General features: G+C 68.1%; 18 protein-coding genes. 8 read left to right on the top strand and 10 right to left on the bottom strand.

Translation table 11 applies throughout. The features are described from left to right. Window positions 1-118 precede the first annotated feature (118 nt). The gene (locus J0J01_RS14145; protein ID WP_296381595.1) at window positions 119-832 is read left to right on the top strand and encodes a phosphatase PAP2 family protein; all 714 of its coding nucleotides are present in this window, start codon (window positions 119-121) and stop codon (window positions 830-832) included. Here the strand turns inward: J0J01_RS14145 and J0J01_RS14140 are convergent. The 3 genes from J0J01_RS14140 to J0J01_RS14130 form a co-directional block, all read right to left on the bottom strand. Beyond that, complete coding sequence (locus tag J0J01_RS14140) at window positions 826-2,427, bottom strand: GMC family oxidoreductase N-terminal domain-containing protein (RefSeq protein ID WP_296381593.1); 1,602 nt, start codon at window positions 2,425-2,427, stop codon at window positions 826-828. The two genes, J0J01_RS14145 and J0J01_RS14140, sit on opposite strands and share 7 nt — an antisense overlap. A 41-nt stretch (window positions 2,428-2,468) precedes the next feature. Beyond that, window positions 2,469-3,092: a nitroreductase family protein gene (locus tag J0J01_RS14135; protein WP_296381590.1), complete on the bottom strand. Its 624-nt coding sequence runs from the start codon at window positions 3,090-3,092 to the stop codon at window positions 2,469-2,471. Between the two features lie 184 nt (window positions 3,093-3,276). Next, complete coding sequence (locus J0J01_RS14130) at window positions 3,277-4,260, bottom strand: LLM class flavin-dependent oxidoreductase (protein WP_296381588.1); 984 nt, start codon at window positions 4,258-4,260, stop codon at window positions 3,277-3,279. A gap of 54 nt (window positions 4,261-4,314) precedes the next feature. Between J0J01_RS14130 and J0J01_RS14125 the strand changes: the two genes are divergently transcribed. The 4 genes from J0J01_RS14125 to J0J01_RS14110 are packed head-to-tail and all read left to right on the top strand — an operon-like array spanning window position 4,315 to window position 8,034. Continuing rightward, entirely contained in the window at window positions 4,315-5,091 is a 777-nt protein-coding gene (locus tag J0J01_RS14125; RefSeq protein WP_296381585.1) for an SDR family NAD(P)-dependent oxidoreductase, read from the top strand. Then, a complete protein-coding gene (locus J0J01_RS14120; RefSeq protein ID WP_296381583.1) occupies window positions 5,092-5,982 on the top strand; it encodes a polysaccharide deacetylase family protein in 891 nt (296 codons plus the stop codon). A 1-nt stretch (window position 5,983) separates the two neighbouring features. Continuing rightward, a complete protein-coding gene (locus tag J0J01_RS14115; protein ID WP_296381581.1) occupies window positions 5,984-6,922 on the top strand; it encodes a polysaccharide deacetylase family protein in 939 nt (312 codons plus the stop codon). Next, window positions 6,922-8,034: an acyl-CoA dehydrogenase family protein gene (locus tag J0J01_RS14110; RefSeq protein ID WP_296381577.1), complete on the top strand. Its 1,113-nt coding sequence runs from the start codon at window positions 6,922-6,924 to the stop codon at window positions 8,032-8,034. Before J0J01_RS14115 ends, J0J01_RS14110 begins: the two co-directional genes overlap by 1 nt. A 356-nt stretch (window positions 8,035-8,390) precedes the next feature. Here J0J01_RS14110 and J0J01_RS14105 read toward each other — a convergent pair whose 3' ends face one another. Beyond that, complete coding sequence (locus J0J01_RS14105) at window positions 8,391-9,470, bottom strand: amidohydrolase family protein (RefSeq protein ID WP_296381575.1); 1,080 nt, start codon at window positions 9,468-9,470, stop codon at window positions 8,391-8,393. Between the two features lie 107 nt (window positions 9,471-9,577). Here J0J01_RS14105 and J0J01_RS14100 point away from each other — a divergent pair, with 107 nt between their 5' ends. Further along, the gene (locus J0J01_RS14100) at window positions 9,578-11,056 is read left to right on the top strand and encodes an ABC transporter substrate-binding protein (protein ID WP_296381742.1); all 1,479 of its coding nucleotides are present in this window, start codon (window positions 9,578-9,580) and stop codon (window positions 11,054-11,056) included. A 17-nt stretch (window positions 11,057-11,073) separates the two neighbouring features. Here the strand turns inward: J0J01_RS14100 and J0J01_RS14095 are convergent, their stop codons facing one another. Then, entirely contained in the window at window positions 11,074-12,282 is a 1,209-nt protein-coding gene (locus J0J01_RS14095; protein WP_296381574.1) for a CaiB/BaiF CoA-transferase family protein, read from the bottom strand. A 29-nt stretch (window positions 12,283-12,311) separates the two neighbouring features. Here J0J01_RS14095 and J0J01_RS14090 point away from each other — a divergent pair, with 29 nt between their 5' ends. Then, a complete protein-coding gene (locus J0J01_RS14090) occupies window positions 12,312-13,310 on the top strand; it encodes a nitronate monooxygenase family protein (protein WP_296381572.1) in 999 nt (332 codons plus the stop codon). Here the strand turns inward: J0J01_RS14090 and J0J01_RS14085 are convergent. From J0J01_RS14085 to J0J01_RS14070, 4 genes are read right to left on the bottom strand one after another with little or no spacing between them, the layout of a single operon-like run. Further along, window positions 13,280-14,167, bottom strand: a complete 888-nt coding sequence (locus tag J0J01_RS14085) for a hypothetical protein (protein WP_296381571.1) — start codon at window positions 14,165-14,167, stop codon at window positions 13,280-13,282. The genes J0J01_RS14090 and J0J01_RS14085 overlap by 31 nt on opposite strands. Before the next feature lie 2 nt (window positions 14,168-14,169). Further along, the gene (locus tag J0J01_RS14080) at window positions 14,170-15,789 is read right to left on the bottom strand and encodes a thiamine pyrophosphate-dependent enzyme (RefSeq protein WP_296381569.1); all 1,620 of its coding nucleotides are present in this window, start codon (window positions 15,787-15,789) and stop codon (window positions 14,170-14,172) included. Between the two features lie 13 nt (window positions 15,790-15,802). Continuing rightward, entirely contained in the window at window positions 15,803-16,720 is a 918-nt protein-coding gene (locus J0J01_RS14075) for an NADP-dependent oxidoreductase (RefSeq protein ID WP_296381566.1), read from the bottom strand. Next, a complete protein-coding gene (locus J0J01_RS14070; RefSeq protein ID WP_296381564.1) occupies window positions 16,717-18,258 on the bottom strand; it encodes an ABC transporter substrate-binding protein in 1,542 nt (513 codons plus the stop codon). Before J0J01_RS14070 ends, J0J01_RS14075 begins: the two co-directional genes overlap by 4 nt. 131 nt (window positions 18,259-18,389) lie before the next feature. Between J0J01_RS14070 and J0J01_RS14065 the strand changes: the two genes are divergently transcribed. Then, entirely contained in the window at window positions 18,390-20,093 is a 1,704-nt protein-coding gene (locus J0J01_RS14065; RefSeq protein WP_296381561.1) for an amidohydrolase family protein, read from the top strand. Here J0J01_RS14065 and J0J01_RS14060 read toward each other — a convergent pair. Further along, on the bottom strand, window positions 20,090-20,395 hold the full coding sequence (locus tag J0J01_RS14060; RefSeq protein ID WP_296381559.1) for a Fis family transcriptional regulator: 306 nt from the start codon (window positions 20,393-20,395) through the stop codon (window positions 20,090-20,092). The two genes, J0J01_RS14065 and J0J01_RS14060, sit on opposite strands and share 4 nt — an antisense overlap. Window positions 20,396-20,399 lie beyond the last annotated feature (4 nt).

Raw genomic sequence — 20,399 nt, 5'->3', positions numbered from 1 at the left:
CGGGAGGCTCGTCCTGTCACGGAACTGCCACGCAACGGACACTGGTTGTCATGTTGCAGTTTCGTGAACGTTGGCCGGGCCGAGCCGCCGGTTTCGGCGCGACACCGGGGGACTCGAGATGTGGTGGCTGCATAGCCTCGATGAGGCGCTTGTCCTCTGGATCAATGCTCCGGCTGGCCGTTCCGCCGCGCTCGACAGATTCGTGTACGACATCGCCGATTCGCCCCTGCTCAAGGGCGGGCTGTTCCTGTCGTTCTACTGGTGGCTGTGGTTCGACCGTGCGCCCGGGCGGCGGCGCGAGATCGCGGCTGCCCTGACGGCGGCCGTCGTCGTGGCGCTCCTGTCACGGGCGGTGCAGGTCGGCTTGCCGTTCCACCAAAGGCCGCTGCACACGCCGGGGTTCGGCGTCCACCTGCCGCTCGGCGTCACGCCCGAGACGCTCAACACCTTCAGCTCCTTCCCGAGCGATCACGCCATGCTGTTCTTCGCGCTGTGCGTGCCGATCTGGCGCTACTCGCGTCCGCTCGGGCTGGCGGCCATGCTGTGGACGACGCTGGTCATCTGCCTGCCGCGCATCTATCTCGCCTACCATTATCCCAGCGACATCGTCGGCGGCGCCGTCGCGGGTGTGGGACTGATGCTGCTGCTGGAGCCGCCGCTCCTGCGCTCGGGTCTTCCGGACCGTATCGCGAAGCTCGCCGAGGGCCGGCCGGCGCTATTCTATGCGTCCGCCTTTGCCATCAGCTTCGAGCTCGCCGTGCTGTTCGCCGACGCGCGTCACTTCGCGGTGGACGCAGCCCAGCTCGGCAAGCAGATGTTCACGTCCTACTGATCGCCGGCGAGAACCAGGTCGGCCGCGCGCTCGCCGATCATGATCGACGGCGCGTTGGTGTTGCCCGAGGTCAGCGTCGGCATGATCGAGGCGTCTGCGACCCGCAGGCCCTGGATGCCGTGCACGCGCAGCTTGGGATCGACCACGGCCATCGGGTCGATGCCCATCTTGCAGGTGCCGACCGGGTGGTAGGTCGTCTCGGCGGTGGCCTTCACCCAGTCGATGAGCTGCTCGTCGGTCTTGCGCTCGGGGCCGGGCGCCTGCTCGGTCAGCTTGAACGGCGCCATCGCCGGCGCCCGCATCACCGACTGGGCGATGCGCACCGCCTTGATCGTCAGCTCGGCGTCGACCGGCGCCGACAGGAAGTTGAAGCGGATCGCCGGCGGCGTCCGGGCATCGGCCGAGGTGATGTGGATGCTGCCCTTGCTCTCGGGCCGCATCACGTGGGCGTAGCAGGTGAAGCCGGCCGTCGCGGAGATCTTCGGGCCCCTGGGCGTCGCCTCGGTGAACATCGGCACCCAGCCCAGCAGCAGGTCGGGCGCCGCCAGGCCCTCGCGCGAGAACACGAAAGCCCGCATCGGCGCGCCGACCGAGCAGAGCAGCCCATCGTTGAAGAAGGCCCAGCGCAGCGCCTGCTTGACCATGCCCAGCCCGCGCGCGGTGTCGTTGTAGGTGATGCCTTTCTGCCCCACCAGCCAGCGGGTGCGCGGCGCATAGTGGTCGCGCAGGTTCTCGCCGACGCCGGGCAGCGCGTGCCTGACCGGGAGGCCCAGCGCCTTCAGCCGCTCAGGCTGGCCGATGCCCGACAGCTCGAGGAGCTGCGGGCTGTTGATCGAACCGGCGCTGACGATGACGTCGCGCGCGGCCCGCGCCTCGTGCGTCCGGCCGCCGGCCGACCAGCGCACGCCGACGCAGCGCTTGCCGTCGAGCAGCACCGCCTCGGTATGCGCTCGCGTGACGATGTGCAGGTTGGACCGCTTGGCGGCCGGATCGAGATAGGCGCGCGCCGTGCTCATGCGCCAGCCGCGGGCGATCGACGCCTGGCTCATGACGATGCCGTCCTGGGTCGCGCCGTTGTAGTCGGGGTTGTGGCGGATGCCGACCTCGCCCGCCGCCTCGATCAGCGCCTGGAACAAGGGCGTCGCGGGCGCTGGATCGGTGACCTTGATCGGCCCCTCGCGGCCGCGATAGCGGTCGTCGCCGCCGCCCTGGTAGCTCTCCATGCGCTTGAAGAACGGCAGCACGTCGTCGTAGCTCCAGCCCTGATTGCCGAGCTGCGCCCAGGTGTCGAAGTCCTGCGCCTGGCCGCGCACGAAGGCGAGGCCGTTGATCGCGCTCGAGCCGCCGAGCAGCTTTCCGCGCGGCACCGGGAGACGCCGGCCGTTGGTCGTCGGCTCGGGCTCGGCGCTGTACAGCCAGTTGGCCGCCGGATTGGCGATCAGCTTGGCGTAGGCGACCGGCAGGTGCGTCCACGGGTTGTCCGCCGCGCCCGCCTCGAGCAGCAGCACCTTGTTCTTCGGATCGGCCGACAGCCGGGACGCGAGGGCGGCGCCGGCCGATCCGGCGCCGACCACGATGAAGTCGTACTCAGTCATCGAAAGCCAGCCCTCCCCCGATGACGAGGGAGGAATACTCGTTATCCACGATAGGCCTGCCCCCACTTGTCCTGGTAGACGACCGCGTCGAGCGGCGCGCGCTTCACCGGGCCGAATTTGCCCATCGGATAGCCGATCGGAAGGATGGCGTAGGAATGCACGCCCTCGGGCAGGCCGAGTGCCTGGTCGACTTCCTTCTGGAAGAACATGTGGCGGTTGGTCAGCGTCGTGCCGAGCCCGACCGCGCGGCAGGCCAGTACCATGTTCTGCACCGCCGGATAGATCGAGGCGCCGGCCGCGGCGTTGTGGTTCGCGCCGGTATCGAGGCAGGCGACGATCCAGACCGGCGCGTCGGCGAAGTGGTCGGTGAGATAGTGCACCGCGTCGTGCTGGCGCTTGAACTTCTCCGGGCTGACGCCGGGCGGCGGCGCGACCGAGCTGTAGCGCGGGCCGATGATCTCGTCGTAGGCCTTCTTGTACCAGGCGGTGACCGCTTCCTTGACCTTGCGGTCCTTGAGCACCAGGAAGCGCCACTTCTGCGCATTGCCGCCCGACGGCGCGCAGGTGCCGGCCTGCAGGATCCTGGCGATCAGCTCGTCCGGCACCGGATCGGGCTTCAGCCGCCGCATCGCGCGGCAGGTCTCCATCGTCTCGAACAGGTCCATCGTCACTTCCTCCTTCTCCTTCCTCCCTGCGCGCAGCGCGGGGAGGTGTCGGCGTCCGAGCGATTTTCGAGCTTCGCTCGAAAACGCGTGGCCGACGGAGGGGTCATGAGCGCCAGCACCGCAGCCCATGACCCCTCCGTCGCGGGTTACCGCGACACCTCCCCGCGCTGCGCGCAGGGAGGGATCATTTCAATTGCTCCACTACGCGGCCGAGGCGCTCGAGCGAGCGCACGGCCATCTTCTGGCCGAGGCCCGGCCATTGCACGCGCAGCAGGATATGGTTGGTGCCGGTCTGGGCGCCATAGCGGCCGATCTGGTCGACCAGCTCGCTCTCGCTGCCGATCAGGAAGCGGCGGGCGGCGAACTTGTCGAAGTCGGCGCGGATGCCGTCGGCCGGCACGAAGCCCGAATCGCCGCTCCAGCTCGCATAGGCCTCGTACTTGAACGACAACGGCTCGCGCACCTCGTCGAGCGTGCCGACATGGCATTCGCGGATCACCGGATATTCCTTCGCCGGCGCCACGCCCGCCGCCTCGCGCGTCTCGCGGAACAGGGCGTTGAGCTTGGCGACGCTCTCCTCGCTCACCATCGGCGAGGGGAACCAGGCATCGGAGAGCTTCGCCGCGCGCTTTACCGCAGCCTCGACGTCGCCCGCCATCCAGATCGGCAGGTTCTTCTGCTGCGGCTTCAGGCTCGCGGTCACGCCGGTCACGGTGTGGAAGCGGCCGCGATGCTCGACGACATCGTCGCGCCACAGCTTGCGGATCACCTCGACGCCCTCGACGAAGCGCGGCACGCGCTCCTTGAACGGCACGCCGATGGAATCGAATTCCTCTTTGCGATAGCCGAGCCCCAGTCCGATGATCGCCTTGCCGCCGCAGAGCCAGTCGAGCGTCGCCGTCTCCTCGGCCACGATCACCGGATTGAGCAGCGGCAGCAGCAGCAGGCCCGGCCCGATCTGCATGCCCTCGGCTTCGGCCGCGAGCCGCGCCAAGAGCGGCATCGCCTGGAACATCTGCAGCGGCGCCGACAGGAAATGCTGGCCGACCATCAGCGAGCTCAGCCCGCTCGCCCTCGCCACGCGGACCTGCTCGATCAGGTTGGCGAGCTCCGGTGCGAGATCGGCGCCCTGGCGCCATTGCGTCGCCATGTAGAGACCGAGCTTCATGTTTTCCTCCGCGCGGGAGCTTACTCTACACTCGGGCGAACGACGGAGGGCAAAGTGGGCAATCGGGTGGCCGGCAAGATCGCTCTGGTGACGGGCGCAGCGAATGGCCTCGGCCGCGCCATCGCGCTGCGGCTGGCCGAGGAAGGCGCCATCCTGGTGCTGGTCGACATCGATGCGGCCGGCCTCGCCGAGACCGAGCGGCAGCTCAAGGCCGCCGACGCCGGCTCCAACCAGCCGCCGCTGGTGGTGAACGCCGACGTCACCGAGGAAGCGCCGGTCAAGGCGCTGTTCAAGCAGGCCTTCGACGCGCACGGCCGGCTCGACATCCTGGTCAACGACGTGGGCGGCGGCACCTCGGGCCGCATCTGGGAAGCCAGGCTCGAGGACTGGGACCACATCATCAAGCTCAACCTGCGCTCGGCCTTCCTGTGCACGCGCGAGGCTGCCGCGCACATGAAGGAGCGGCGCACGGGCTGCATCGTCAACCTGTCGTCCGGCGCCCGCGAAGGCACGCCGTGGACCGCCTACTATATCGGCAACTCCGCCTACTCCACCGCCAAGGCCGGCATCCACGGCTTTACCCGCGGCGTCGCCTTGGAGCTCGCCGAGTACAACGTGCGGGTGAACGCCGTGGCGCCCGGCCCGATCGAGACCGAGCGCACCGGCCCCGGCTTCCGCAAGATCGAGCAGCTCGAGTACGGGCCGATCCGCGCGACGCCGATGCGCCGCATCGGCGTGCCAGAGGACATCGCCAACGCCGTGCTCTACCTTGCCTCGGACGAGGCCCAGTACATCACCGGCACCACGCTCCCCGTCGCAGGAGGACGCTAGATGGACACCACGATCACGGACGGACTCGACCGCGAGTTGGCCGCGCTGAAGGCGAAGGCCGCCGACTACGGCGCTCAGCACAAGGTGATCGACGGCATCAAGTGGCCGAACGGCGCGCGCGTCGCCGTCAACTTCACCGCCGACTTCGACACCATGCTGCTGCGCCGCCTGCTCAACGAACCGCCGTCGCAGCTCGCCAAGGGCGAGTTCGGCGGCCGCGTCGGCATCTGGCGCCTGATCGAGCTGTTCGACAGCCACCGGATCAAGGCGACCATCTTCACGCCGGGCCGGATCTGCGAGCTCTACCCCGAGTCGCTGCGCGCCGCGGCGAAGAGCGGCCACGAGATCGCCGACCATATGTGGGAGCACCGGGTGCCGAAGGAGCCGGAGCTCGAACGCGACCATCTGCGCAAGACCCTCGCGGCGATCGAGAAGACGGTCGGCAAGAAGCCGGTCGGCACGCGCAGCACCCACAGCCGCGAGCTGCTGCTCGAGCACGGCTTCATCTATACCTCCGAAGACTCGATGGACCATTGGCCGAACTGGCTGAGCGCCGCCGACGGATCGAAGCCGATCCTCAACCTGCCGTTCCACTATGCCATCGACGACGCGATGTTCTTCAGCTTCGCCTGGCTCGGCAGCGACAACAGCGCCCAGCGCATGATGGACCCCGACCATGTCGAGGAGCTGTGGTGGCGCATGTTCGAGCAGTGCTACCGCGACGGCGGCTACATGAACGTCTGCATGCATCCGTTCGTGTCGGGCCGCGCCCTGCGCATCGCCATGCTCGACCGGCTGATCAACCGCATGAGGGCGCTGCCCGGCGTGTGGTTCCCGAGCTGCGAGGAGGTCGCGCGCCACATCATCCGCGCCCACAAGGGAGCGAAGTGAGATGCCCTGGAAGGAGCGCTACACGATCAGCGACGAGAAGAGCATCGTCGACGGCGACATCAGGTGGCCCGGCGGCAAGCGCTGCTGCTTCCGCGTCGTCGTCGATCTCAGCCCGGCCTGCGGCCCCGACGGCATCAAGCCCGACGACCTCACGACGCCGGACGCCTATTACGGCATGAACGGCGGCCTCGACGCGCTCGCGGGCGTGCTCGACCGCTTCGACCTCAAGGCGACCTTCGCGGTGCCGGCGGTGATCGCCGAGCTCCAGGCCGACAAGCTGAGGAAGCTCAGTGGCGCCGGACACGAGATCGCCGCCCACGGCTTCAAGCATGAGGACGTGAGCACGCTCGGCCAGGACGAGGAACGCGCGCGGCTCGCCCGCACGACGGAGATCATCGCCAGGGTCGTCGGCAAGCGGCCAGCCGGCTGGTTCTCGCTGGCGCGGCCGGGCGACAAGTTCGCCGGCGGCGCGGTCAGCCCGCACACCATCGATCTGTTGCTGGAGGACGGTTACGACTACTTCGGCAACGGCCTGGCCGACGATGCGCCGCATTATTGGGTCAGCGACTTCGCCAGCCGGCGCGCGATCCTGGCCCTGCCCTACTACTATCACTTCGACGACCAGTTCTTCCTCTTGTTCCCGCGCAAGGGCACCGGCCTCGAGAATCCCGATTCGCTGTTCCGCAACTGGAAGGCCGAGCTCGACGCGCAGTACAAGCGCGGCCGCCATTTCTCGATCGTCGTGCATCCGCATGCCATCGCCTGGCCCAACCGGCTGCACATGCTGGAGCAGTTCCTCGATTACGCCCGCGGCCTGCCGGCGCTGTGGTACGCGACCAGCGCCGACTGCGCGCGGCACTGGACGAAGACCTTCCCCGCCGCGACGCATCTCAAGCTCGAACCCTCGATCTGGCAGGATTATCCCGGTAGCCTGAGCTGATGGACGACCTTCTCGCGGCCGCGCGCCGCCTGGCCACGATGGTCCGCGAGACGCGCGACTTCGGCGAGCGCCACCGGCACCTCGAGCCCGGCGTGCTGGCGGCCATGCACGACGCCAGGCTCTTCCGCCTGCTGATCCCGGCCGGCCTCGGCGGGCTGCAGACCGATCCGATGACGGCGATGGAGGTGATCGAGACGATCTCGACCGCCGACGGCGCAGCCGGCTGGAACCTGATGATCGGCTCGGCCTACGGCGTCTGGGCCGCGCGGCTCGGCGAGGCGACGGCGCGGGCGATCTACAGCGCGCCCGACGCCGTGGTGGCCGGAGCGCTCCGGCCGAGCGGCAAGGCGCGCGCAGCCGATGGCGGCCTGGTCTGCAACGGCCGCTGGTCGTTCGCCAGCGGCATCGGTCACAGCGCCTGGTGGGCCGGCGGCTGCACACTGGAGGACGGCAAGACACGGCTGGTGTTCTTTCCGGCGAGCGACGGCGAGCTGATCGATACCTGGACCACCGGCGGCATGCGCGGCACCGGCAGCCACGACTACGCGATCAAGGAGCTGTTCATCCCGGCCGACCGCATCGTCGCCATGGATACGCCGGCGCGGCTCGACGACCCGCTCTACCGCTTCCCGCTGATGGCGCTGATGGACAGCCTGATGGCCGCCGTGCCGCTCGGCATCGGCCGGGCGGCGATCGACGCTTTCGTCGCGATCGCCGGCGCCAAGGTCTCGCACCATTCGACCACGGCGGTCGCCAACAAGCCGGTGGTGCAGGCCGAGGTCGGCCGCGCCGAGGCGGTGCTGCAGGCGGCCCGCGCCTGGCTCTACGACTCGGTGGCGCAGGCCTGGGACGACGTGCAGGCCGGCCGCACGCTGCCGCCCAGGCAGCTCGCGCTGATGCGGCTCGCCCGCGCCAACGCGCTGACGGCCGGCGTGCAGGCGACCGACCTGATCTACACCGCGGCGGGCAGCGCCTCGGTCTACAGCACCGGCCTGATCGACCGCTGCTTCCGCGACGTGCATGTCGCCGCCGCGCACACGGCGCTGCATCCCGCGAACTACGAGGTCTGCGGCGCCGTGTTGCTCGGCCTGCCGCCGCCGCGGGTGCTCTAGGTGCCGGCCGCTCCAAGGCCTGTGGATAAGCGCTCGCGGCACAACCGCATTATGGGCAATGGACCGCGAATCGAGCCGCATTTTTGGCGACCTCGCGGGCCGGCCAATGCCCATAATAGGTGCCGCAGCGCGTTCGTGCGACGCTCTTGCCAATGAGCGCCATCTGCATCCCATCGCGTCTGCGCGCTGCCGTTTCGAACTTCGGCAAAAAACGGCGAAAACGGTCGAAACGGCTAGAGCATATTCCGTTCGGCTGGAATCAGCCGAACGGAATATGCCTGCTGCAACAACAACCCCCGTGCGCGCATTTCCGAGCAGATGGAACCGCGAGCGGTTCCATCTGCTCGGAAATCGCTCTAGTCGATCGCCAGCCGATAGACGCGCCTGGCGGTGCCGCTGAACAGCGCCTTCTTCTCGTCGGCCGAGGCGCCGGCGGCGATGCGCTTCAGCGCGTTGAACAGGCCGGCATAGCCGATGCCCATCTTCTCGACCGGGAAGTTGCTCTCGACCATGCAGCGGTCGGCGCCAAACAGCTCGATGCAGGTGCCGGCGTAAGGACGCCAGGCGTCGGCCAGCTCCTGCGACGTCGGCGGCCGCGGCAGGTTGAGATAGTCGATGGCGGCCAGCCGCATCATCAGCCCGCCGACCTTGACCGAGACGTTGGGGCACCTGGCGAGCTCGGCCATCGCCGGCTTCCACGCGGCGTAGACCTCGTCCTTCCTGCCGGCCCAGCGGCCGTAGCCCAGCACGCCGCCCATGTGGCAGAGCACGATGTTGGCGTCGGGGAAGGCGCGCGCCAGCTCGGTCACCTCGCCGACCTGGTGATGGAAGATCCAGGCATCGAACGACAGGCCGAGCCTGGTGAGACGCTTCAGCCCCTCGCGGAAGCCGGCGCTGCGATGGACGCCCGGTCCCTTGGCGACGTGGCTGTTGCCGATCACCGGATCGTCGTCCCACGCAGCACCATAGCGAATGCCGCGGAAACGGCCGCTTGCGGCGATCTCGGCCTCGAGCACGGCCTCGACGCGGTCGCCCAGGGTGAGATCGGCGTGGCCGACGATGCCGGCGCAGACACGCGCTGGGCCATAGATCCCGCTGTCGCTCATCGCACCGATGCCGGCGCAGAACTCGACCTCGCCGACCGGCTTCATCTCCTCCGGCCCCCTGGCGCGGTACATCGCACGGCATTCGTTGAAGACGGTGCCGACGATCCTGTGGCCGGTGTTCGCGTCGGCCAGGAAGTCGTCGAGCAGATAGCGATAGCCCGGCATGTCCCACAGGTGATGGTGGGTGTCGACCACCGCGAGCTCGGGGTCGAGGATCGGCTCGGGCTCGGCCTTGGCGAGCCACGCCGGGTCGGGCTTGAAGATGCGGCCGAACTGGGTCGGCTTGCGATTGCCCGCGAAGAGTCCCCCCAGCGACGTGTCGTTCGCCATCTCGTGTCTCCTGCCTTGCGCCGTTCCATGGTACCGCTTGGCGTCCCGCTTCTGGAGGCCTCATGACCGCGATCTTCCGCTTTGCGCTTGCACTGCTGCTGTCGTCGATGGCGATGGCGACGGTGGCGCTGGCACAGAGCAACCTGCGCATCGGCCTGGCCGAGGACCCGGACGTGATGGACCCGACGCTCGCCCGCACCTATGTCGGGCGCATCGTCTTCGCCTCGATCTGCGACAAGCTGTTCGACATCGACGACAAGCTCGCCATCGTGCCGCAACTCGCGCTCAGCCACGAGACCTCGGCCGACGGCAAGACCGTCACCATCAAGCTCAGGCCCGGCGTGACGTTCCACGACGGCGAGGCGTTCGACGCCGAGGCCGCGAAGTACAGCCTCGACCGCCACCTCACCATGAAGGGCTCGTACCGCAAGCCCGACATCGGCGTCGTCGACTCGGTCGACGTGGTCGACCCGATGACCATCAAGCTCAATCTCAAGCAGCCCTTCTCGCCGCTGCTGGCGCAGCTCACCGACCGCGCCGGCATGATGGTGTCACCCAAGGCGGCCGAAGCCGCCGGCGACAAGTTCGGCCTGCACCCGGTCTGTGCCGGTCCCTACAAGTTCGTCGAGCGCGTCCAGCAGGACCGCATCGTCGTCGAGAAGTTCAAGGACTACTGGAACAAGGACAACGTCTTCATCGACAGGATCACCTACCTGCCGGTGGTCGACGGCACGGTACGGCTCGCCAACCTGCGCGCCGGCAGCCTCGAGCTGATCGAGCGGGTGCAGGCGACCGACATCAAGACGGTACGCGACAATGCCAAGCTCAAGCTCGCGAAGGCGGTGTCGCTGGGCTATGCCGGCCTGCAGCTCAACCTCGACAACGGACCCAAGGCCAGCAACCCGCTGGCCAAGAACCGCAAGGTGCGCGAGGCGTTCGAGCTCTCGATCGACCGCGAGGCGCTGAACCAGGTGGTGTTCAACGGCGAGTTCGTGCCGGGCAATCAGTGGGTCAGCCCGCAGAATCCGTACTATCAATCGAAGTTCCCGGTCCCCAAGCGCGACGTCGAGAAGGCCAAGGCGCTGCTCAAGGAGGTTGGCGTGACGACGCCGCTTGCGCTCGACTTCATGGTGGTGAACGGGCCGGAGAACCGCGCGGTCGCCGAGACGGTGCAGGCGATGGCGGCCGAAGCCGGCTTCGACCTCAAGATCCGCGTCACCGAGTTCGCGACCTCGATCAAGCTGGCCGAGGACGGCGACTTCCAGCTCTACCTGTTCGGCTGGAGCGGCCGCACCGATCCCGATGCCAATGCCTACATCATTCAGGCCTGCAAGGCGCCGCTGAACTACAGCCACTATTGCGACCCCGAGGTCGATGCGCTGCACCAGGAGGCGCGCCGCATCAGCGACCAGGCCGGCCGCAAGGCAGTGTACGAGAAGATCGCCGCCAAGGTCCTGCCCGGGATCGACGGCGGCTTCCTCTATCTCTGGCACCCGCAGGTGCTGATCGCGCTCAGCGAGCGGATCGACGGCTACAAGCAGATGCCCGACGGCCTGGTGCGGGTGATCGGGCTCAGGCTCAAATGACTCGGCGGTCCGATGAGTCAGATCACGCCGCGCTTCTTCAGGTCGCCGACGGCGGCCTTGTCGTAGCCGAGCGCTTCAAGCACGGCGTCGTTGTGCTCGCCGAGCTCGGGCGCGATGCCGGGCTTGGCCGGCGTCTCGGAGAAGCGCCAGGGCGTGCCGTGGACCTTGAGCTTGCCGTGCTTGGGATGCTCGACATGGGTGACATGGCCGTTGGCGATCACGTCGGGATCGTTGGAGGCCTCGAGCATGGTGTTGATCGGCGCCGAGACGATGTCGGCGCCGCGCAGCTTGCCCACCCAGTCCTCGCGCGTGCCGGTCGCGAACAGCTCGTCGAGCAGCGCCAGCAGCTCCTCGCGCTTGGCGTCGTTGTCGATGATCACGCCGAGATGGCCGAAGCCCTTGGCCTTCAGCGCGTCGAGGAAGCCGAGCGAGGTCATGGCGTCCTGCCAGTCCTCCGGCCCGGTGAGCTGGAAGACCAGCGGCTTGCCGTCGCGGTCGTTGAACGAGGCGCTGATGCCCGGCCGCTCCGCCGTGCCGGTGACGCGCGCCTGGCCCGTCACCGGGTTCTTGTTGCGCCACATCGTCGTGGTGAAGGTCCAGCCGAGCAGACGCACCAGCGAGCCGAGCAGCGACAGCTCGATCTTCTGGCCGACGCCGGTGGTGCGGGCGTGATGCAGCGCCGCCAGCGCGCCGCCGAACGCCAGCATGGCGGTCGATTCGTCGGCCACCGAGGCGATGCCGGTGCGCATCTTCTGGCCGGGCATCGAATAGGCCTCGGCGATGCCGCCCAGCGCCTGCGCCATCGAATCGGTGCCGGGCAGATGGCCGTTCGGGCCCTTGGTGCCGTAGCCCGAGATCGAGACGTAGACCAGCTTCGGGTTGATCTTGCGCAGCTCCTCCCAGCCGAAGCCGTTCTTCTCGGCCGCGCCGGGGCGGAAGTTCTGGCCGAAGATGTCGGCCTCGGCGACCAGCTTGTGCAGGATGGCCCGGCCCTCGGGCTCCTTGAGGTTGAGGGTCACGCTCTTCACGCCGCGATTGTTGGTCTCGAAGAAGGTGCTGCCCATGCCCGGCAGGACGGTCATGCCGCGCGAGCCGTCGCCGCCTTTGGGCGTCTCGATCTTGATCACGTCCGCGCCGAGATCGGCCATCAGCATGTAGGGAACCGTGCCGGCCTGCGCGGTGGAGCAGGAGACGACCTTGACGCCTTGAAGGGGACCGTGTGCCATTCGGCCCTTATAGCATCAGAGGGGCGGCCATGAAGACGCGCATCACCGAGCTGTTCGGCATCGAGCACCCGATCATCCAGGGCGGCATGCATTATGTCGGTTTCGCCGAGATGGCCGCGGCCGTTTCGCAGGCCGGAGGGCTCGGCATCATCACCGGCCTGACGCAGGGCAGCCCCGAGAACCTCGCCAAGGAGATCGCGCGCTGCCGGCAGATGACCGGCAAGCCGTTCGGCGTCAACCTCACCTTCCTGCCGGCGCTGACGCCGCCGGACTACCCCGGCTACATCCGCGCCATCATCGAGAGCGGCGTGAAGATCGTCGAGACCGCGGGCAACAACCCGCAGAAGTGGCTGCCGGCGCTCAAGGAAGCGGGCGTCAGGGTGATCCACAAATGCACCTCGGTGCGCCATTCGCTGAAGGCCGAATCGATCGGCTGCGACGCCGTCAGCGTCGACGGCTTCGAATGCGGCGGCCATCCCGGCGAGGACGACGTGCCCAACTTCATCCTGCTGCCGCGCGCGGCCGAGGAGCTGAAGATCCCGTTCGTCGCCTCTGGCGGCATGGCCGACGGCCGCTCGCTGGTCGCCGCCCTGTCGCTCGGCGCCGAGGGCATGAACATGGGCACGCGCTTCATGGCGACCAAGGAGGCGCCGATCCACGACAACGTGAAGCAGGCGCTGGTCGCCGCCAGCGAGCTCGACACCCGGCTGGTGATGCGGCCGCTGCGCAACACCGAGCGGGTGCTGAAGAACGCCGCCGTCGACCGGCTGCTCGAGAAGGAGAAGGAGCTCGGCGCGGCGATCGAGTTCAAGGACATCGTCGCCGAGGTCGGCGGCGTCTATCCGCGCATCATGAAGCAGGGCGAGATGGATGCCGGCGCCTGGTCGTGCGGCATGGTCGCCGGCCTGATCCACGACATCCCGACCGTCAAGGAGCTGATCGACCGCACCATGCGCGAGGCCGAGGAGATCATCGGCCGCCGCCTGGCGCGGATGGCTCAGGTCACCCTGAGCACCGCCGCGTCGTAGCTGTCGGTCGCCAGCGGCGCCTTGCCGGTATCGAAGATCTCGCGCTGCGCGATCCATTCGCGCGACTGGGCGAAGACTTCCTGGGTGTAGGGCTCGAACACGATGCGCTCGCCCGGGCCCCAGCGGCGGGTGTCCATCAGGGCGTGATAGCGGTCGGGGAACTCGTTCCTGTAGTAGTGCGTGTACTTCTCCGGCCTGAGGTCGATGTCGCGCTGCGCCCGCTTCAGCGCATTGTAGAAGCGCTTGAGGTCCTCGGCCTCGGGCGTGCCAGTGACCATCGAGGCGATCATGAAGGTCGTGTCGATCACCTTGCGATAGCCCATCTGCTCGGCGAGGTAGTACGGCCCGCTGAACAGCGTGGAGGCTTGGCTCTTGCCCTCGAGCAGGTTGTCGAGCCGCTTGAACAGCATGCCCTCGCCGTACGACAGGTTGATCCTGTTCCGCGGCAGGTACTGCTCGAGCGCCTGGATGGTCGCGTAGTGGCTGCCCGACTGGTAGCCGACGGAGATCGGCACGCCGGCGAGGTCCTCCGGCTTGCGGATCGGCGAGCCCTCAGGCACGAAGATGCCGGCCGGCGCCACCGAGTAGACGTCGCCCCACAGCTTGCCGTGGCCGTTCGAGGCCGCGACGTTGACCGTCCAGTGGCAGGCGCAGCTCACGTCGGCGGTGCGGCCCGCCTCGAAGCTCTGGTAGGCGCCGGACTTCTGGCCCTGCTGGTCGTGCTGCTTGCCGTCGGTCGCGCGGATCTTCTCCTGGAAGATGTAGTCGAGACCCTCGTCGGCAAAGTAGCCCTTCTCCTCGGCGACCCACTCCTGCAGACGGAAGTGCGGCTCGATGACGAACTTCTGGTTGGTCATGGTTAGCTCCGCTTGGGTTGATGGAACTCGAACGGTGGATAGTCCTTGTCGATGTCGGACATCACCTCGATCAGCGCCGGCCCGTTGCCGGCCAGCGCCTCGCGCAGCGCGCCGCGCAAGCCGTCGGCGTTCTCGACCCGCCACGCCGCGACACCGAACGACCGCGCATAGGCCACGAAGTCCGGATTGGTCAGCACCGAGCCGGCATGGCGGCCCTCGTAGAACCGCTGCTGGTCGCGCAGCACGTTGCCATAGGAGGAATTGTTCACCACCACGGTGACCAGGTTGATGCCGAACTGCACCGCCGTCGCGAGATCGGAGCCGCCGAACAGGAAGCCGCCGTCGCCGGTGATCGACACCACCGGACGGTCGGGATTGCCGACCTTCACGCCCAGCGCCGTCGGGAAGCCGTAGCCGAGCGTGCCGGAGAAGCCGGACGAGATGAAGGTGCGCGGCTTGTGGACGGGATAGCCGTACCAGCCGATGTAGGCGACCTGCGTCAGCTCGTCGATCACGATGCCGTCGTCCGGCAGCGCCGCGCGGATGGCTTCGAGGTAGCCGTATTGCGGCTGCGCCTTGCCGACCTGCGCCAGCGCCGCCGCCTTGGCCGCGGCTATTGCCTCGCGCCGAACGGAGTTGTCCTTCTTCTTCACCGCGGCGGCCAGAGCGCGCGCGCCGTCGGCTGAATCGGCCACGATCGGCACGTCGACGGTGAGCCGGCGATGCTCCGCCGGATCGATGTCGATGCGGCCGACCTTCACGCCGGCCGGCGCCGGCGCCCAGCGGGCGAGCGGCACCTCGAGGCGCGAGCCGATGCCGATCAACAAGTCCGTGCTGTCCCACAGCTTGAAGCCCGCGACCGTGGTCAGCGACAGCGGATGGCGGGAATCGACCACGCCCTTGCCGGTGCGGAAGGCGACGACCGGCGCGCCGATCTTCTCGGCCAGCGCCAGCACCTCCGGGCCGGCCTCCAGCGCGCCGCTGCCGACCACGATCATCGGCGCCTTCGCCGCGTCGACCAGCTTGGCCAGCGCCGCGATCCTGTCGGGATCGGGCACCGGATCGGCGCGCTTGCCGAGTGGCTCGACCGGCGTCACGTCGGCGCTCATCGGGAACATGTCCCACGGCATCTCGACCGCGACCGGCCCCGGCCGGCCCGACGTCATCGCCTGGAAGGCGCGCGCCATGACCTGCGGCGCCTCGGTCGGATGCTCGATGCGCTCGGCGAACTTCAGCAGTGTCTTCAGGGTCGCGAGCTGGTCCGGCATCTCGTGGAGCTGGCCGCGGGTGCGGCCGATCATGGCGCTCGGCACCTGGCCGGTGATGCACATCACCGGCGCATTCATCGCCCAGGTGGTGGTCAGCGCACCCATGGTGTTCATCACGCCGGGCCCCGGCACCACCGTGTAGGCCGACGGCTTGCCGGTCGACTGGGCGTAGCCCAGCGCCATGTAGGCGGTGGTCTGCTCGTGCCGCGCGTTGATCACCTGCAGGCGGTTCGCGTTGCGCGCGAAAGCGTCGAACAGCCCGTACATCTGCACGCCCGGCAGGCCGAAGATCGTGTCGATCCCGTGCCGCAACAGCGAATCGACAATGGCGTCGCCGCCGGTCATGCGGGGCATGGGAACTCCTGTTTCAACGCATCTCGAGGATCAGCTTGCCCTTGAAGTGGCGGCCCTCGCTGACGCCGAGCGCCTTGGCGGCCTCGGCCAGCGGGAACACCGTCACCTCGGGCACGCGGATGACGCCGGCCCTGTGCAGCTCGGCGACGCGCTCCATGTGCTTTCGGGTGCGCGGCACCGCCGGACGGATCGCCGTCACGTCGCTGCGCTCGGGCCTGGGTGCCTGCGCGCCGGAGGCGATGAACGCCGCGCGCCCGCCGGGCTTCAGCACCGCGAAGGTGCGCGTCGCGACGTCGCCGCCCACGGTGTCGAAGGCCGCGTCCACGTTCTTCACGGCCTTGGTGAAGTCGGTCGCGTTGTAGTCGATCACCTCGTCGGCGCCGAGCCCGCGCAGGTAGGCGGCGTTGGCGGCACTGGCGGTGGTGATGACCCTGGCGCCGATGTGTTTGGCGAGCTGGATGGCGAAGCTCGCCACGCCGCCCGCGCCGCCCTGGATCAGGATGGTCTCGCCGGCCTCGATCTTCAGCGCCTCCTCGACCGCGCAGATCGCGGTCAGGCCGGTCAGCGCCAGCGCCGCCGCATCGACATGGGAGAGCGCCGCCGGCTTCCTGCCGACGATCGCCCCGCCGATCGCGATCTTCTCGCAATAGGTTCCGTCGCGGCCGGTCTCGAGCACGCCGAACACTTCGTCGCCGACCTTGAGGTCGACGCCGGAGCCCAGCGCGCTGACGGTGCCGGAGAAATCGCGGCCGAGAACCAGCGGAAAGTTGGCCTGCTTGTACTCGCCGGCGCGCACCTTCCAGTCCGCGGCGTTGATGCTGGCGGCGGCGACGTCGACGACGACCTGGCCCGCGGCGGGCGACGGATCGGGCAGGTCGCCGACCTTGAGGACCTCCGGTCCGCCGAACTTTTCGATGTAGGCAGCTTTCATCGTTCCAACCACACCTCGTCCATGCGCCAGCTATTGTAGATGCTATTCACCTGAATCGACAGGTTCTTGACCTCCGGCCGCCAGCAGGTGCCGCCGCGCATGTAGTAGAGCATCGGTCGCACCGCCTCGTTGGTCAGCTTGCGGTCGATCTCCCAGGCGATCTTCTTGCGCTTCTCCTGGTCGCGCTCGGCCGACTGCTGCGCAATGAGTGAGTCCACTTCCTTGTTGCAGTAGTCCATGTAGGTGCGCCCGCTGCAGGCGTAGTTCTCCGGATAGTTCTGGTCCGGATCGTCGACGCCGTTGCCGACCTGGCTGAGGCCGAACTGGTAGTCGCGCCGCATCAGCTTGGGCACCCATTGCGCCGTCTCGACGAGCTGCAGCTCGGCGTCGATGTAGATCTCCTTGAGCTGGCTGATCAGGATCACCGCCGCGTCGCGGTAGGTCGGCAGGTTGCGCGAGGAGAGCTTGAGCTTGATCATCTTGGCCGGGCCGTAGCCCTTCGCCTCCATGATCTTGCGCGCTGCCGCGCGGCTCTTGGCGACGTCGGGATCGAAGCCCGGCAGCTCGCGGACGATCTCGTCGGGCAGGCCCCAGCGGCCGGCCGGCGTCGGCAGCATCGCGCCGCCGGCATCGCCCTGGCCCTGGGTCATGATCTCGATGAAGGCCTTGCGGTCGATCGTCATCGCCACCGCGCGGCGGACATCGATGTCGTCGAACGGCGGCACCGGGTTCATCAGCAGGTTGGCGGCGACGTTCATCGGCGCGATCTCGCACTGCGCCGACGGCAGGCCGTCCTTGATGTCCTTGACCAGCGGCACCGTGACCTCGAACGGAAAGGTCATGTCGAACTTGCCCGAGATGAAGGACAGCATCGCCGTCGAGCGGTTGGCGATGATCGTGTATTCGATGCCGTCGAGATACGGCAGGCCCTTCTTCCAGTAGTCCGGGTTGCGCACCACCTTGATGCTCTGGTTCGGCTTGTACTCGGCGAACTTGAATGGCCCGGTGCCGACCGGCGCGCGCCGCATCTCCGCCGGCGAGACGTGGCAGGGATAGACCGGCGTGAAGCCGGAGGAGAGCAGCGCCAGCAGGGCGGGCTGCGGCGCCCTGAGGTGAACCACCGCTTCGTGGTCGCCGTTGGTCGAGACGCTCTCGACGTTGGCGTACCAGCCCTTGCGGAAGTTGACCTTGAAGTTGTCCTTTGCGGTGCCGGCCAGCAGCTCGAAGGTGCATTTGACGTCGGCCGCGGTGAACGGCTTGCCGTCGTGCCACTTCACCCCCTCGCGCAGCGCGAAGGTCAGCGTCTTGCCGTCCTCGCTCCAGGTCCACTTGGTGGCGAGATCGGGCACGATGCCTTCGAGGGTGTTCTGCTTGGCCTTCGGGTCGAACATCACGAGGTTGTTGAACACGCCCATCATCGGCATGACGGCCGAGATGGTGCCTTCCTCGTGGATCGACATCGACGCGGGACTGTCGCGATGGGCGACCCGCAGGACTCCCCCTTGTTTTTGCGCCAATGCGCCAAGCGGAACGGACACGGCCAACAGGGACACTATGAGAACTACGCAACGCACGCACGACTGAAACGCAACGCGTATCATCATGGGCTTTCTCCCTGGCGTGCCGCACCCTATCGCAACCCGCGGCCAAGAGCGATACGATGCCGTCCATGTCCTCTCCCGATCTCGTGATCCGCAACGGCACCATCGTCGATGGCTCGGGCGGAGATCCCTACGAAGCCGACCTCGCGATCGCCGACGGCAAGATCGCGGCGATCGGCGGCGCCATTCCCAAGGGCGCGGAAGAAATCGACGCCCGCGGCAAGCTGGTGACGCCGGGCTTCGTCGACGTCCACACCCATTACGACGCGCAGGTGACCTGGAGCGAGCGGCTGTCGCCGTCGTCGTGGAACGGCGCGACGACGGTGATGCTGGGCAATTGCGGCGTCGGCTTCGCGCCCTGCCACGAAGACCAGCACGACATGCTGATCAACCTGATGGAAGGCGTCGAGGACATCCCCGAGGTCGTGCTGTCGGAAGGCCTGCCGTGGAACTGGCACAGCTTTCCCGACTATCTCGATGCGCTGGCCGCCCGCCGATACGACGCCGACATCACCGCCCAGGTGCCGCACGCAGCGCTGCGCGTCTATGTCATGGGCGAGCGCGGCGCCAACCGCGAGCCGGCGACCGAGCAGGATCGCCATCGCATGGCGCAGCTCACCGCCGAGGGCCTGCGCGCGGGTGCGTTGGGATTCTCGACCTCGCGCACGCTCAACCACAAGAGCGCCGACGGCAAGCACATCCCGACCTTGCGCGCCGAAGAGGCCGAGCTCACCGCCATCGCCCACGCTATGCGCGACACCGGCATCGGCTGGATGCAGATCGTCTCGGACTTCCAGGACCAGGCGGGCGAGATCGGCCTGTTCCGCCGCATGGCGAAGGAGTCGCGCCGGCCGGTCACTATCTCGCTGCTGCAGTCCGATGCGCGGCCCGACGGCTGGCGCGAGCTGATGGCCGAGATCGACGAGGCCAACGAAGAGGGCCTGCGCATCACCGCCCAGGTCCGCTCGCGGCCGACCAGCGTGCTGCTGGGCTTCGAGCTGTCGCAGAACCCGTTCATGGGCCGGCCGAGCTACAAGGCGATCGCCCGCCTGCCCTTCCCCGAGCGTCTCGCGATCCTGCGCCAGCCGGAATTCCGCGCCCGCGTGCTGGCCGAGGCCTTCGAGGGCGACAAGCGCGCCAAGCGGGTCGAGCGCTGGGACCGCATGTATCCGCTGGGCGATCCGCCCGACTACGAGCCCAAGCCCGAGCACAGCATCGCCGCGCGCGCCGCCCGCGAGGGCCGCTCACCCGAGGAGGTCGCCTACGACCTGCTGCTCGAGCGCGACGGCCGGGAGATGCTCTACCTGCCGGTCACCAACTATGCCGGCGGCAATCTCGACGTGGTGCGCGAGATGATCGCCGCGCCCAACTCGCTGATCGGCCTCGGCGACGGCGGCGCCCATGTCGGCATCATGTGCGACGCCACGGCGACCAGCTACACGCTGACCCACTGGACGCGCGACCGCGGCCGCGGCGCGCTGTTCCCGGTCTCGTGGGCGATCAAGCGGCTGTCGGCCGACAATGCGCACGCGATCGGCCTCACCGACCGCGGCCTGCTGAAGCCGGGCCTGAAGGCCGACCTCAACGTCCTCGACTACGACGCCATGAAGTTGCGCGCGCCCGAGGTCGTCTACGACCTGCCGGCCGGCGGCCGGCGTCTGGTCCAGCGCACCGAAGGCTTCGACGCCACCATCGTCTCCGGCGCCGTCGTCTATCGCGACGGCGAAGCGACCGGCGCCCTGCCCGGCCGCCTGGTGCGCAGCAAAAGCTAGACGAGCTCCAACTTCAGCTTGCGCCCAACAATGGTCGCGGCGCGTTGCAGCGTCGCGAGTGTCACGTTCCCATCGGTCGGATCGAGTAGCCGGCTCACCTGACTGCGACTTGTCTTCATGCGCTCGGCGAGCCGCTTGCGCGACAGGTTGCTCTTGCGCATCGCTTCGGTGATCTGCCACGCCAACACTTCCTTGACGGCGACGGCCTCGAACTCCTCGAGCTTTCCTTCTTGCTTGAGAAAATCATCGAGCGTGCCGAGCTTCGATGCCGGGCGACGCACTGTCTTCTTCTTCGCCTTCATCGCG

It is taken from the genome of Reyranella sp., assembly GCF_017305915.1.
GTDB lineage: Bacteria > Pseudomonadota > Alphaproteobacteria > Reyranellales > Reyranellaceae > Reyranella.
This window is presented reverse-complemented; position numbering and strand designations above follow the sequence as displayed.